The organism is Cochleicola gelatinilyticus (assembly GCF_001637325.1).
GTDB lineage: Bacteria > Bacteroidota > Bacteroidia > Flavobacteriales > Flavobacteriaceae > Cochleicola > Cochleicola gelatinilyticus.
Genome location: NZ_LRXL01000045.1, coordinates 228,140 through 240,527, shown reverse-complemented (window position 1 = coordinate 240,527; position 12,388 = coordinate 228,140). Strand labels below are relative to the sequence as shown.

The window sequence follows — 12,388 nt, the reverse complement described above, 5'->3', positions numbered from 1 at the left end:
CCTAATTATTTTATAATACGACCATCCTGCATTTCGAGTTTTCGGTCTGCCATTCCAGCAAGTTCTTCGTTGTGAGTTACAATGACAAAAGTTTGCCCAAACTCGTCTCGTAATTTAAAAAAGAGATTGTGGAGATTCTCTGCGCTTTCGGTATCTAGATTACCACTGGGTTCGTCGGCAAGTATGATCGCCGGATTGTTAATTAAGGCTCTGGCAACCGCAACCCGTTGTTGTTCTCCTCCAGACAATTCATTGGGTTTGTGATCTTCCCGGTGCGATACCCCTAAAAATGCTAACAACTCTTTGGCTCTTTTAACCGCTTCATTTTTCGGGGTGTTTTTAATAAACGCAGGGATGCATACATTTTCGATCGCTGTAAATTCTGGTAATAATTGGTGAAACTGAAATATAAATCCTAAATTTTCATTTCTAAACTTCGCCAATTGTTTCGCATTTAATGAAGCAATGTCGGTAGCATTTATGTGTAAAGAACCAGTGCCTTTGTCAACACGATCTAGTGTTCCTAATATTTGAAGCAGTGTCGTTTTTCCTGCGCCTGAAGCTCCTACTATAGAAACAATCTCACTTTTTTCAATAAAAAGATCCACTCCTTTAAGTACGTGCAGTGAATCGTAATACTTGTGAATATTCTTGGCTTCTATCATAGATTTTAATTATGCTGTGAAATTACAGTTTTGTACAGACTAATACAACGACTAAGAATTTTTGTTGAATACCTGCCCTATATTATTATAGTCTATAAAATACGTTATTCGCAACGACAAGGTGTTTTGCTGTGCTTCTTTAAAAAGATTTACGAGGCTTTCTCGGTACCCAAGTGTAGCACGCTCATCTTGTTGAAATATTTGGTTGCGATAGAGTAGGGTTGCTACACTTCCTGGAGCGAAGCGCCAACGAAAACTAAGGTCTAGATTCCAAATATTAAAATTGCGATTTGGATTGCTTTCTTCAGTATCATACGCAACATTTTGAAGGCTTCCGTTTGGGTTCAACGTATAAAAAATAGAATCGCTGTAATCTGCTGTACTCCAGAAATTACGAAAACGGAGATCGATAGCTTTATACGGATCGAAATTATAAGTAGTGGTAATCGTATTTTCTACTTCAGTAATATCACGTTGTCCGAAGAAAATATTTGTATCGGTTCTATTAATATACCCAAAATTATTTTTTCGCTTAAAATAGGCGGTCTCGAAGATCATTAATATTCGGTTCGAAAATCGGTATCGTGGTGAGATACTTAGTTCAAATCCATCTTGATCTTCGTCTTCGAAGTAGGAGTAATTTGCTCTTACATCATAAGCAAACTTTTTGCGATAATCTGAAGAAACAAAACCACCAATTCCCTTATTCTTGTTGAAAGTTACAAATCTTCCAGGTACACGAGGTTCGAAATAGTCTTGAAACTTTGAGTTTATTTCGAGATCAAGTCCAAAAGCGAACCGGTCGCGCATCACGAAAAAACTTTCTAGCAATAAAGAATTACCTGTTTGTACACTCGGCTGGTATAAACGTTGATGTCTAGCTGTTGCCGTGAATCTATATTTATTAAAATATTTTGTAGGTTCAAAATTTTCGTACGACATGCCTACGACAAAATCATTGTAATTATTAATTAAGTTTACGCCGAGATCGTTTATGTTGAACGTTGTATTTGCAAAATCATGGCCAATACGGTATCTAAAATTACCCTTTATTCTTTGAATATCTATTTCTGAACCAAACCCAGAGATTAATCCTTCGGAAGTATTTACATTACTCATAATGGCTCGACCACTAGTTCTAAAACGATTTCCTTTATCAGCAACATTAAAAACGAAGGCAGAGGTGTTGGCATCTCTGAAGCTTCCGTCTCTAGTAACATTGGTATTAACCAGCGATATAGAAGAATTGCCGTTAAACTGCTGATCCAGCACAAATACATTGTAATTGGATAAGGGTTCTAATACGATGTTTCGTTTTATATTCGAAATTGTGTCAAGCAGAGTCGCCGTTGTTTTTTCAGTAATAGCGTTTAAAAATCCTACTCCTAATTCTCCTTCTGTTCTTCCAGAGATTTTTATGGCGTTAATTAAATTTACCTTTTCTGGGTTCTCTATAATTATTTCGGTTTCCGTCTGGTTAGTTATACTTCCACTTGGTCTTCCACCAATTCGTCTCGAAAAGAAAATATTACCACGGTTAAAAAGTTCTACACCTTCCGTAAAAAATTGTCTTTGTTCGTTAAACGTTTGTTCGAAAGGTCCCAGATTTAATTCAACATTGTCGAAAGCTGCTTGTCCAAAATCGGGGATGAGCGTTGCATCTAACGTAAAACTATCGCTTAATCCATATTTAATATCCATTCCTGCACTAAAACTAGTTTCTGTTTCGCCATCGAAATTAGAGATTAGCCCTTGTGCGAAGGGGAAGAATGTAAGGCGCACGGGAGGATCAATATTAGTAACTCCGGTTAATAGTCCGTTGTATTGTGAAGGGTTCCCTTTGTCATTTTCAATTAAATTCCAACTATGAGTTTCGTTTCTTCTTATAATTCTTCGTAAAAAATTTACACTCCAATTTTGTGTTTCAATTTCTGGAAAGCGAAGGGTATTGTAGGGGATTTTGTACTCGGCGTACCAGCCTTTATCATCTTTAGAAACCTTTGCTTCAAACACCACATCATAACTAAAATCGAGACTTCCTTGGTTCCCTTTCGCATCACCAATTGTTCCAGTACTAGTTACATAGAAATAGGTTTCATTAATTCCGTCGTTATAGGTATTCAAAGCAATGGCAAAATTATCAGCTTGTACATCGATTTCATCGCGTTGAGAGAACTGATTGGCTATTTTTTCAGGTTCCGGATCATAAAGGTATGCTGCTACATATACCGCTCTGTCGTCGTAAGCTAGTTTTACCTCAGATTTAAAATTATTAGGAATGATTCCTTCATTACCGGGTTCGTACATAAAGAAATTTCCATATGTAGGTAATGATTTCCAAATACTATCGTCTAATACGCCATCTATTTTAGGAGCCGAATTAATTCGTGTGGCTTGGAGTGTTTTTCTTTCTTCGGTTTGTGCAAAAACAGAACTATAAGAAAGTAAGAAATAAAATAGATAAATAAATGTAAAAAACTGCTTCATATATGGGGCGAAGATAATTTATTTATGGGCTTCTTCAAATTTAATAATTGGTAGCGCAACCGCAGAAACTCTTATAAATTATTTAAAAAGAATACCATGCATTGGTTTGCGCTACCAAATACTATATTTTTGTTTAAAATATGAATAGTAAAACTAAAAAAATTGTTTTTGCCGCTGGTTGTTTTTGGTGTACAGAAGCCGTATTTCAACGCATTGCTGGTGTAGAAAAAGTAACTTCTGGGTATACTGGGGGATTTATTAAAAACCCTGCGTATCGAGAAGTTTGCATGGGGAGAACGGGTCATGCTGAAGGTGTCGAAATTACTTACGATCCTGAAGTTGTTACTCTTAAGACATTGTTAGAAGTATTTTTTGCAACGCATGATCCCACTACTTTAAACCAGCAAGGGAATGACAAAGGAACACAATACCGGAGTGCGGTATTTTATTCTTCCGAAGAAGATGGGGAAGAAGCAAAAGCATTTATAAAATTTTTGGAAGAAAAGCATGTCTTTGATAATCAAATAGTTACAGAAGTGAAACCGTTAGATGTATTTTATACCGCAGATGTTTCTCATCAAGAATATTACAACTTAAATAGGCAACAACCATATTGTCAGTATATTATAGACCCAAAGATCGATAAGATTAAGAAGTTTTATGCTGATAAATTAAAATAGAATTAATGGGATCTTACAATTTTTCTGAAGAATACGACGAAATAGTGACCAACAAATTAAAAGACAATTTTACCAATATTCTAACTGGAATAGGGGAGGATATAGATCGGGAAGGGATCGTGAAAACTCCCGAAAGAGCAGCCAAGGCTATGCAATTTTTAACCTCAGGACATGGAGAAGATCCAGAAGCCATTTTACGAGGAGCTATGTTTGCTGAAGACTATAAAGATATGGTTGTAATCAAGGATATTGAATTATACTCATTATGTGAACACCATATTTTACCCTTTTTTGGAAAAGCGCATATTGCATACATACCTAATGGTCATATTGTTGGTTTAAGTAAAATTCCGCGAGTTGTAGATGTCTTTGCACGACGCTTACAGGTACAAGAACGGTTAACGCATGATATTCTTGAATGTATAAACAATACTCTAAAACCTCAAGGAGTTGCGGTAGTCATAGAAGCTTCTCATATGTGTATGATGATGCGAGGAGTACAGAAACAAAATAGTGTTACCACTACTTCTGGATTTCGTGGGCAATTTGAAAAAATAGAGACTCGAAATGAATTTATGAAATTAATCTCTTCAGACCTATCTTAACAAGGTAATTTAACTCGCATTTAGTGCATTAAATTTGGCAGGCTTATTGCTTTATAATAATCAATAACCTCTGGGAATGCCTAGCATACCCGATAAAAATTAAAAAAATGCAAAACGAAAAGTATAAATTACTTCGGAAAGGGCTTCTTTTTGATGCTGTAGGTATGATTACTATGTTCATACCTTTTATAGGACCAATACTTGATATATTGTGGGCACCTTATGCTGCCAAACAAATGAGTAAAATGTATAAAGGAACTGAAGGTAAAGTAGCTTCAGTAATCGTTTTTATTGAAGAAATTCTTCCTATAACCGACTTTATACCCACATTTACCTTAATGTGGTTGTACGCTTTCGTTTGGAAAGCACAAAAGGAACCAATGCCACAAACTATCGAGGTTGAAGTTGTAGAATAAGATATTAATTTATTATTATTTTAAAGGCACTAGTTGTTAAACTATTAACTCGTGCCTTTTTTTATTTTCAATTACAGACTTACTTTAAGATGTGCATTCACACTACGTCCCGTATTGAAAATTCCATCGGGTTTTAGTCGTGATAAATGTGAAATATATGTTTCATCTGTAAGATTAGTGGTGTTTATCCCTATGTCGAATACTGCATCACCAATATCAACGCTACAACCTGTCCCTAAGCTAAGTAAGTTGTAACTGTTATTTCTTGTTTCAAATTCTCCTACTTCATCTTTGTTGAAAGTATTTTCGTAGGTAACAAAAGCATACAAATTATCCAGTTTTCCCGCTTTAGCGAATTCAACTCTAAGTGTATTTCGAAGTTTATTTGCTGGAATTAAAGGTAAATAAGAATTGTTTCCTAGTTTACCAGTTACAGTTTCAAAGCTACTTTCGTAATGTAACCAATCTAGCGGGTGTGGATGAATATGCATTCCCAATTCACCGCCATAAAGATTTGCATCATTTTGTACATAATTAAACACCATATTATCATCAATAAATTCATTAGTAGGTGCAATAAAAATATAGTCGTTTATAGTGTTGTAAAACCCATTGGCTGAAAATTCAAAATGTTCGTTTCGATATTCTAAAGAAATATCGGTTTGAAAATTTTGCTCATTTGTAAGTGTTTCATCCCCAATCTCAAATCTATTCGTTCCTTCATGAGAACCGTTAGAAGTTAATTCAGCCAAGTTAGGAGCTCTAAAACCACTAGCTAAATTTATACGTGCTAGAAGTTGTTCAGTAAGTGTGGCTTTTGCACCTATCGCTGCATTAAAACTTGTGAAATTTCGATTGATTGCAGGAATAAAATCTGGTGCGTTAATTTCACGGGCGGCTTCGCTTTCGATTTTTCTTGAATCGAAACGTACTCCGGCTTGCAAATCAATTTTTTCTAAATGATAATGTGTTGTTGCTAAAACACCAATGTCTTGTGTGGTGGCATCTGGAATAAGAATCTCTTCCCCAAAATTATCGTTAGTTTGATACAGTCCTTGAATACCTACAATGGTTTCAAATTTTCCTAATTGTGGTAGATGATAAGTAAGGTCATAGGTGATAGTATTCAGCTTTAATTGTAATGCCGGTCCTTCTTCACCATGCATGTGCTCGTCATGCTCATCATGATCCTCATGGTCTTCTTCTTCTTCTTCTTCTTCTTCTTCGTGGTGCTCGTGATGTTCTTCGAATTCTCGGCGGTCATTAAAAATATACCCTGCTTTTAACGTAAGACTTGAGGTCTCAAAAAAGAGAGTATTTTCCCAACTCAGAATATGATTATCTATTTCTTGAAAAGGTTGTAACAAATCTTTCGAGGTACTTTGCTCGCCAATTTCTTCAGGAATACCAATATTTGAACGATTGTAATTATAACGAAGTGTCGATTTTAATTCTTTATTCTGAAAACGAACTCCAGTTTTTAAATCTTTTTCATTAAATCGAGTGTTTGTCACCTTATAATCAGCACCAGTTTGATAATCGCTGTGAGACGATATTGCACCACGGGCCATGAACTTTAATTGCGTCCCTGAAGTACGAACTCCGAGTGTAGTTGCAGTTCCTCTAGTATTAGAAAAATAAGTGCTTCTCACGTCGCCATGGGTTTCTCCTGAAACTGCAAAACGTTCTGGATTTAGATAAAGTACACCTCCAAGTGCGTCACTACCATAGAGCAGGGAAGCAGGTCCTTTTATAACTTCAACGCTTTCGACACCAGCTTCGTTAACTCCTAGACCGTGTTCATCACCAAATTGTTGATTTTCTAACCGTACTCCTTGCGTGTAGACCAAAACCCGGTTAGCACTTAAACCTCGAATAACAGGCTTTCCAATGCCAATACCAGTACTAATAGTTTCTACTCCAGCGATGTCTGTAACACCTTCCATAAGCGTTGTAGCTCCTTTCTTATTAAGTTCTGTAACAGATCTTCTTTCAACTTTCATAACGTTGTCGCTTTGCAACTTATGAAAAGGAGTAGAAATAATTACTTGTTCCATTTCTACGGCACTTTCAGTCATAATAACATCATCTACATTCGTAGTGTTTTCAGAAGTAAAAAAGAGTTGTTTAGATATTGTTGCATAGCCCATAGCACTATAAATAACAGTATATTTTCCTTGCGGAATATTGCTAATGGTGTATTGTCCATTTAGGTCGCTGAGAGTGCCTTTTTCAAGTTGAGAAATATATACTGTTGCAATAACAGGTTCGTTGTTTGTATTGGTAATAGCACCGCTTAAATTAGATTGTGCAATGATAGTACTACTCCCTATAAATAGGAGCAGTGTTGATAAAATTAAAAATTTCATAACTACTTAAAATTAAGTTTATTAGATAAAAATATGTAAACTAAAAATTTAAGTATAAAGTGGAGGACCACGAAGGTAAAAATGGTGATTTAAAACCTCTTTTTCTGAAGCAATTAAGGCAGTAATAACTAACTTATTATACTGCTGAATATGTAGCTTATCGTAAGAATTTAAGGTGTAAGTAAATAACGAAATATGAAAATCGTAGATCGAACAATCTACCTTTTTTTCATGAAGATGAACTGAAACCTCAGAGCAGGTTTTGTGCTCGTGATTCTCGAAAATGTGGGAGAATTGAAAAAGTACAGGAAATAATAAAGCAGCAGTAAGTATTGTTGCTGCTATTACTTTAAATATTTGTTGTACTTCTTTATGCATTTTTTCTAATTAAGAAACCAAGCTTCATAGATCGAAGCATTTTCTTTTCAAAGGTCCAAAAAAAATGATATTCTCCAAAGAGCCAACCCATACAAACTAGTAAGACTTGATAAATTGGAAAAATGATTAATATACGAACTGGCCAGTATATAAGTCCGCCCATTTCTTTGGTAATCCCTACAAATTCGGTGAGGGGTCCTGCAAATTTAGCAGAAGTGCTTCCGGTTAGTGCAAAGACAATAAATATAATTGTTAGTTGCCAGTCTGATTGAATATTCCAGCGTTCTTTTAATTTTTTCAATTTCGTCCAATTATAAATTTTTGATTGTATCTTTCTTGAAAATAGATAAAATAATTATAAAGCATATAATTAACTTCATATCCATAATCGGTAAAATAATCATAATCTATTATCTGCGGATATAAATTTGTAGGGTACTTATTAACTGTTCTTACCCGGTTATTATATTCTCCAACATAAATTTTATTTCTTCCTTCAAGAAAACTTTGTCCATAATATCCCCTTGGCTCTTGTGATACAAGCCAAGAATTAAATCCCGGTTCGAAAATAATTATCTCATATTCAAGACTATCATTTGCAATGCGAACGGTATCTGACGCGGTTGTATTAGTCTCAGATGTGTTTCCCTGTAGTGGTGATTTTGCCGAGTCACAGCTAAAAATCATTAAAGAAAAGGCAAAAGTAAAAATTAAAAATTTCATACGTCAACTTTTTATAAATATACAGATAAAGAATAAGCGATTAGATGCTTTAACCTCCTTTAACAAAATACCACATTTCTTACTGTAAGAAATGTGGTATTCTTTTAGTTAGTACTTAATTTTATCGTCCGCCGAACATTCCGCCGAGCAATCCACCAAGACCACTTTTTTTCTTTCCACCACCTAGAACCATTCCTGCTACATCATCTATGATGCTACCATCACCATCGCTGTCTAACAGAGATTCAATAAGGCTTTGTTGCTTTCTTTGTGTTTTCTTTCCACCGCCCATAAGACCGCCGAGAAGATCTCCTAATCCAGATTCAGATTGAACATTTTGTTCTTTTTTCTTTTGCCCTAACATCCCTAGAAGGATTGGAGCAGCTACTTGAAGGATTTGCATTACGCCATTGGTGTCAACACCAGATTTATTAGAAAGGGCGCTTACTACGTTATTTTGTGAACCTCCAAGAACATGTCCCAGAATTCCAAGTCCATCTTGTTTTACTTCTTCGTTTACACCGCCATTAAATAGTCCACTAAGATTCGAAAGGATGCTCCCATCGTGTTTACTATTAAGAGCATTCATTAGACCTGCGGCGCCTTCACTACTATTTGTGTTTTTTTTCATAGCACCCAATAGGATAGGAAGTCCCATCGCTAATACAGATGCTGTTTTATCAGCTGGTTGCTGTGTTTCATTACTAACGCCTCCAATGATCTGTCTTCCCATATCACTGTTTAAAAGGTCTAAAATTCCGGACATATTATTTTATTTAAAAGGTTGTTGTTGGCTAAGATAGGAAAAAAAAGCTATTCGACTGGTTTTAACAAAGCTATGATCTGAGTCGCCAATTCGGTTCCTATTCTGTCTTGAGCTTCTTCTGTAGCGGCACCAATGTGTGGTGTAAGTGACACTTTTTCATTCATTAATAATTTAATTTCTGGAGTAGGTTCTTTTTCGAAGGTATCTAATCCTGCAAACGATAATTTGCCACTATCAAGTGCTTCGATTAAAGCCACTTCATCGATCACTCCTCCACGGGCAGCATTAATAATTGCCGCGCCATCTTTCATTTCTGCAATTTCTTTTTTTCCAATCACATAGTCTTTTTGTGCAGGAACGTGCAATGTAATGAAATCACTGTGCTTAATTAATTCAGAAACTGGCTCTGTTTTTATTTTTAATGTAATGTCCTGCCCATCATAAAAGGTGAGAGTAATATCTGCTTCACCTACATAGTTGTCACTTGCAATCACTTTCATCCCACATCCTAATGCTATTTTTGCAACTTCACGTCCTATACGTCCAAATCCAATAATACCAATGGTTTTGCCTCGTACTTCGCTACCTTTGGCATAATTCTTTTTAAGATCTTTAAATTTACTATCTCCATCTAATGGCATATTTCGGTTCGCATCATAAAGAAAGCGAACGCCACCAAATAAATGCGCAAATACTAATTCGGCTACAGAAGAAGAAGAAGCTGCAGGAGTGTTAATTACTTTCAGTCCTTTTTCGCGAGCATATTCCACATCTATATTATCCATACCAACACCACCCCGGCCAATGATCTTTAGGGAAGGACATGCATCGATAATATCTTTTCTAACCTTGGTGGCACTGCGAACCAAAATTACATCTATACTGTTTTTATTGATAAAATTAATTAATTGTTCTTGTGCTACTTTGGTTGTAATAACTTCAAACCCGGCTGCTTCGAGTGTATTAATTCCACTTTGTGAAACTCCATCGTTTGCTAATACTTTCATCTGTCTAATTTTAAAAATTATTTTTTAACTGTATAAGGGTATATTGTTTTATATCCTATTATCCTTTTCTTTCTAATTCTTTCATTACATCTACAAGAACTTGTACACTTTCTATGGGCAATGCGTTGTACATTGAGGCTCTATATCCGCCAACACTCCGATGTCCTTCAAGACCATTAATTCCAGCATTTTTCCACAATGAGTCGAAGGCATCTTTATGAGATTCGCTAGTAAGATTAAAAGTAGCATTCATGTTAGAACGATCTTCTTTATTCGCTACAAAACCTTCAAATAGTGAGTTGCGATCAATTTCGGTATATAGTAGAGAAGCCTTTTCGTTATTTAATTTTTCAGCAGCAGCAACCCCGCCTTTCTCTTTTAGCCATTCTAAAGTAAGCATCGATACATATACTGCAAAAACTGGAGGTGTATTAAACATACTATCTTTTCCAATATGTACTGTATAGTCAAGCATAGATGGAATTGTTCTAGAAATTTTCCCAAGAATGTCTTCTTTTACAACAACTAGTGTTGTACCCGCTGGTCCCATGTTTTTTTGAGCCCCTGCATAGATGAGATCGAATTTTGAAAAATCAAGTACGCGTGAAAAAATATCACTACTCATATCGCAAACCAATGGCATGTTAACTTCTGGAAATTCTTTCATTTGTGTCCCAAAGATCGTATTGTTACTGGTACAATGGAAGTAATCTGCATCTGACGGAATTACATACTCTTTAGGAATGTAATTAAAGTTGGCATTCTTTGACGATGCTACTTCGATAATTTCTCCAAAAAGCTTTGCTTCTTTAATTGCTTTAGAAGACCAAGTTCCAGTATTTAAATACGCTGCTTTATTTTCGAGAAGATTATAGGCTGCCATTAAAAATTGAGTGCTGGCACCTCCTTGCAGAAACAATGCTTGATACCCTTTATTTTGGAGGCCGAGATGCTCTAAGGCGAGACTACGGGCATTCTCCATAACGTCTACAAAATCCTTACTACGGTGTGAAATCTCGATAAGAGATAGGTCAAGATTATTAAAATTGATAACTGCTTCTGACGCTTTTTGCATTACAGACTGAGGCAGTATACACGGTCCTGCGCTAAAATTATGTTTTTTCATGAAAGACGTTTTAGGTGTACAAAGATGTAAATTATGAATGAAGCTTTTGTTAATTTTAGGATAACTTATTAAGGAAGTTTCAACAAAAAATCTACCGTATCAACTCCATCTGCATAATCCCAAAGTTGCGGTTTCTGTGCAGCTCCAAAAGGAACTTCTTCTTTAATACCACTGTCTGAAACGATCACTTGAATGTGTTCAGCTTCAGATTTTAATTTTTGTTTTATTTCCGAAAGGTCTTTGTATTTTTCATAAAAAAGAACCGAAATAGGAGAGGAGTAGCCAGAGTCCTCTTTCAGCAATAAAAATTCATTGTCTAATAAATCAAGATTACTCATTAAATACACTGCTTTGTTGTAATCGTAATTATTTATGTATTTGTTGTTATTTATCATGTGTTTCCAAGAGAACATACCATTAAATAATGGGTCGAAGTTATAATCTTCTGGAAGAAATACTTTAGAAACATTTCGACAACCAAGTCCGAAATATCGAAACACGTCATTAGCCAATGCGTTAAGCTGCTCTGGGGTTTCTTTTCCTGTGAGTACTGCCACAGCGTTTCGATTTTTTCGAATAATGTGTGGGTACTTTCCGAAGTAATAATCGAAATACCGAGCTGTATTATCACTTCCTGTTGCAATTACAGCATCGAAGTTTTCTAGTTTTTTATTGGTGATTTTAATATGTTGCTTAAAGCTAGGTTCGATCCCAATAAGATATTCTGATATCAATGGTAACAATTGGCTATCGTTCGATGAAAGTTTTACAAGAGCCGTATTGCCAGTAATTAAAACCGAAAGAAAATCGTGAAACCCAACGAGTGGAATATTCCCCGCCATGATAATTGCTATGGTTTTCAAATTTGTTTTCTTCGGAATGGGATATTTACTAAGCCATTTTTTTATATTTTCTTCTGAAAGTGCCTTGCCCCAACTTTTTAAAGCAAACTGAATATTCTCTCTAGTAAACCAGCCGTTATGATGTACTGCTGTATCTAATTGCTGAGACATGCGTTCGAAAAAAAGATCGTTTCCTTGAATAGCATCATTTTTAAGTGTTTTTTCTGAAGAGAACTGACTTAAAAATTGCCCTAAAGCCGTAAAGGCGTTAATTCTTTGTTGTAAATCCATGGTTCGTTTGGAGTTGCCCTTTTTAGGCATTAA

Annotated in this window: 13 protein-coding genes; 3 read left to right on the top strand and 10 right to left on the bottom strand. The window is 35.6% G+C overall.

The window, feature by feature from the left end:
• Positions 1 to 5: 5 nt before the first annotated feature.
• Both ULVI_RS11665 and ULVI_RS11660 read right to left on the bottom strand, forming a co-directional pair.
• On the bottom strand, positions 6 to 665 hold the full coding sequence (locus tag ULVI_RS11665; RefSeq protein ID WP_068592953.1) for an ABC transporter ATP-binding protein: 660 nt from the start codon (positions 663 to 665) through the stop codon (positions 6 to 8).
• A 51-nt stretch (positions 666 to 716) separates the two neighbouring features.
• The gene (locus tag ULVI_RS11660) at positions 717 to 3,152 is read right to left on the bottom strand and encodes a DUF5916 domain-containing protein (RefSeq protein WP_068592952.1); all 2,436 of its coding nucleotides are present in this window, start codon (positions 3,150 to 3,152) and stop codon (positions 717 to 719) included.
• Positions 3,153 to 3,292: 140 nt separating this feature from the next.
• Here ULVI_RS11660 and msrA point away from each other — a divergent pair, with 140 nt between their 5' ends.
• The 3 genes from msrA to ULVI_RS11645 all read left to right on the top strand — a co-directional run bounded on the left by msrA (position 3,293) and on the right by ULVI_RS11645 (position 4,853).
• The gene (msrA, locus tag ULVI_RS11655; RefSeq protein ID WP_068592951.1) at positions 3,293 to 3,832 is read left to right on the top strand and encodes a peptide-methionine (S)-S-oxide reductase MsrA; all 540 of its coding nucleotides are present in this window, start codon (positions 3,293 to 3,295) and stop codon (positions 3,830 to 3,832) included.
• Positions 3,833 to 3,837: 5 nt separating this feature from the next.
• Positions 3,838 to 4,437, top strand: coding sequence for a GTP cyclohydrolase I FolE (gene folE, locus ULVI_RS11650; protein ID WP_068592950.1), 600 nt, complete (start codon positions 3,838 to 3,840; stop codon positions 4,435 to 4,437).
• Positions 4,438 to 4,544: 107 nt separating this feature from the next.
• Positions 4,545 to 4,853: a hypothetical protein gene (locus tag ULVI_RS11645; protein WP_068592949.1), complete on the top strand. Its 309-nt coding sequence runs from the start codon at positions 4,545 to 4,547 to the stop codon at positions 4,851 to 4,853.
• Positions 4,854 to 4,924: 71 nt separating this feature from the next.
• On the opposite strand, the gene ULVI_RS11640 is transcribed toward ULVI_RS11645, so the two are convergent.
• From ULVI_RS11640 to ULVI_RS11605, 8 genes are all read right to left on the bottom strand, one after another.
• Positions 4,925 to 7,222 carry a TonB-dependent receptor gene (locus ULVI_RS11640; RefSeq protein WP_068592948.1) on the bottom strand — a complete coding sequence of 766 codons (2,298 nt, stop codon included), beginning with the start codon at positions 7,220 to 7,222 and terminating at the stop codon, positions 4,925 to 4,927.
• 48 nt (positions 7,223 to 7,270) lie between these two features.
• On the bottom strand, positions 7,271 to 7,600 hold the full coding sequence (locus ULVI_RS11635; protein ID WP_068592947.1) for a hypothetical protein: 330 nt from the start codon (positions 7,598 to 7,600) through the stop codon (positions 7,271 to 7,273).
• Positions 7,593 to 7,901: a DUF6787 family protein gene (locus ULVI_RS11630; RefSeq protein WP_068592946.1), complete on the bottom strand. Its 309-nt coding sequence runs from the start codon at positions 7,899 to 7,901 to the stop codon at positions 7,593 to 7,595. Before ULVI_RS11630 ends, ULVI_RS11635 begins: the two co-directional genes overlap by 8 nt.
• Positions 7,898 to 8,323, bottom strand: a complete 426-nt coding sequence (locus ULVI_RS11625; RefSeq protein ID WP_068592945.1) for a DUF6146 family protein — start codon at positions 8,321 to 8,323, stop codon at positions 7,898 to 7,900. Before ULVI_RS11625 ends, ULVI_RS11630 begins: the two co-directional genes overlap by 4 nt.
• Positions 8,324 to 8,444: 121 nt before the next feature.
• Positions 8,445 to 9,089 carry a DUF937 domain-containing protein gene (locus ULVI_RS11620; RefSeq protein ID WP_068592944.1) on the bottom strand — a complete coding sequence of 215 codons (645 nt, stop codon included), beginning with the start codon at positions 9,087 to 9,089 and terminating at the stop codon, positions 8,445 to 8,447.
• 47 nt (positions 9,090 to 9,136) lie between these two features.
• Positions 9,137 to 10,096: a D-2-hydroxyacid dehydrogenase gene (locus tag ULVI_RS11615; protein WP_068592943.1), complete on the bottom strand. Its 960-nt coding sequence runs from the start codon at positions 10,094 to 10,096 to the stop codon at positions 9,137 to 9,139.
• A gap of 58 nt (positions 10,097 to 10,154) precedes the next feature.
• Complete coding sequence (gene serC, locus ULVI_RS11610; protein WP_068592942.1) at positions 10,155 to 11,222, bottom strand: 3-phosphoserine/phosphohydroxythreonine transaminase; 1,068 nt, start codon at positions 11,220 to 11,222, stop codon at positions 10,155 to 10,157.
• Between the two features lie 68 nt (positions 11,223 to 11,290).
• Complete coding sequence (locus ULVI_RS11605) at positions 11,291 to 12,355, bottom strand: acyl-CoA reductase (protein ID WP_068592941.1); 1,065 nt, start codon at positions 12,353 to 12,355, stop codon at positions 11,291 to 11,293.
• Between the last annotated feature and the right edge of the window lie 33 nt (positions 12,356 to 12,388).

What these genes read in the sequence shown, in the direction of transcription:
- ULVI_RS11665 (WP_068592953.1), bottom strand. Translation starts at nt 665, where the DNA reads ATGATAGAAGCCAAGAATATTCACAAGTATTACGATTCACTGCACGTA.
- ULVI_RS11620 (WP_068592944.1), bottom strand. Translation starts at nt 9,089, where the DNA reads ATGTCCGGAATTTTAGACCTTTTAAACAGTGATATGGGAAGACAGATC.
- ULVI_RS11605 (WP_068592941.1), bottom strand. Translation starts at nt 12,355, where the DNA reads ATGGATTTACAACAAAGAATTAACGCCTTTACGGCTTTAGGGCAATTT.
- ULVI_RS11635 (WP_068592947.1), bottom strand. Translation starts at nt 7,600, where the DNA reads ATGCATAAAGAAGTACAACAAATATTTAAAGTAATAGCAGCAACAATA.
- ULVI_RS11645 (WP_068592949.1), top strand. Translation starts at nt 4,545, where the DNA reads ATGCAAAACGAAAAGTATAAATTACTTCGGAAAGGGCTTCTTTTTGAT.
- ULVI_RS11615 (WP_068592943.1), bottom strand. Translation starts at nt 10,096, where the DNA reads ATGAAAGTATTAGCAAACGATGGAGTTTCACAAAGTGGAATTAATACA.
- ULVI_RS11660 (WP_068592952.1), bottom strand. Translation starts at nt 3,152, where the DNA reads ATGAAGCAGTTTTTTACATTTATTTATCTATTTTATTTCTTACTTTCT.
- ULVI_RS11640 (WP_068592948.1), bottom strand. Translation starts at nt 7,222, where the DNA reads ATGAAATTTTTAATTTTATCAACACTGCTCCTATTTATAGGGAGTAGT.
- serC (WP_068592942.1), bottom strand. Translation starts at nt 11,222, where the DNA reads ATGAAAAAACATAATTTTAGCGCAGGACCGTGTATACTGCCTCAGTCT.
- msrA (WP_068592951.1), top strand. Translation starts at nt 3,293, where the DNA reads ATGAATAGTAAAACTAAAAAAATTGTTTTTGCCGCTGGTTGTTTTTGG.
- folE (WP_068592950.1), top strand. Translation starts at nt 3,838, where the DNA reads ATGGGATCTTACAATTTTTCTGAAGAATACGACGAAATAGTGACCAAC.
- ULVI_RS11625 (WP_068592945.1), bottom strand. Translation starts at nt 8,323, where the DNA reads ATGAAATTTTTAATTTTTACTTTTGCCTTTTCTTTAATGATTTTTAGC.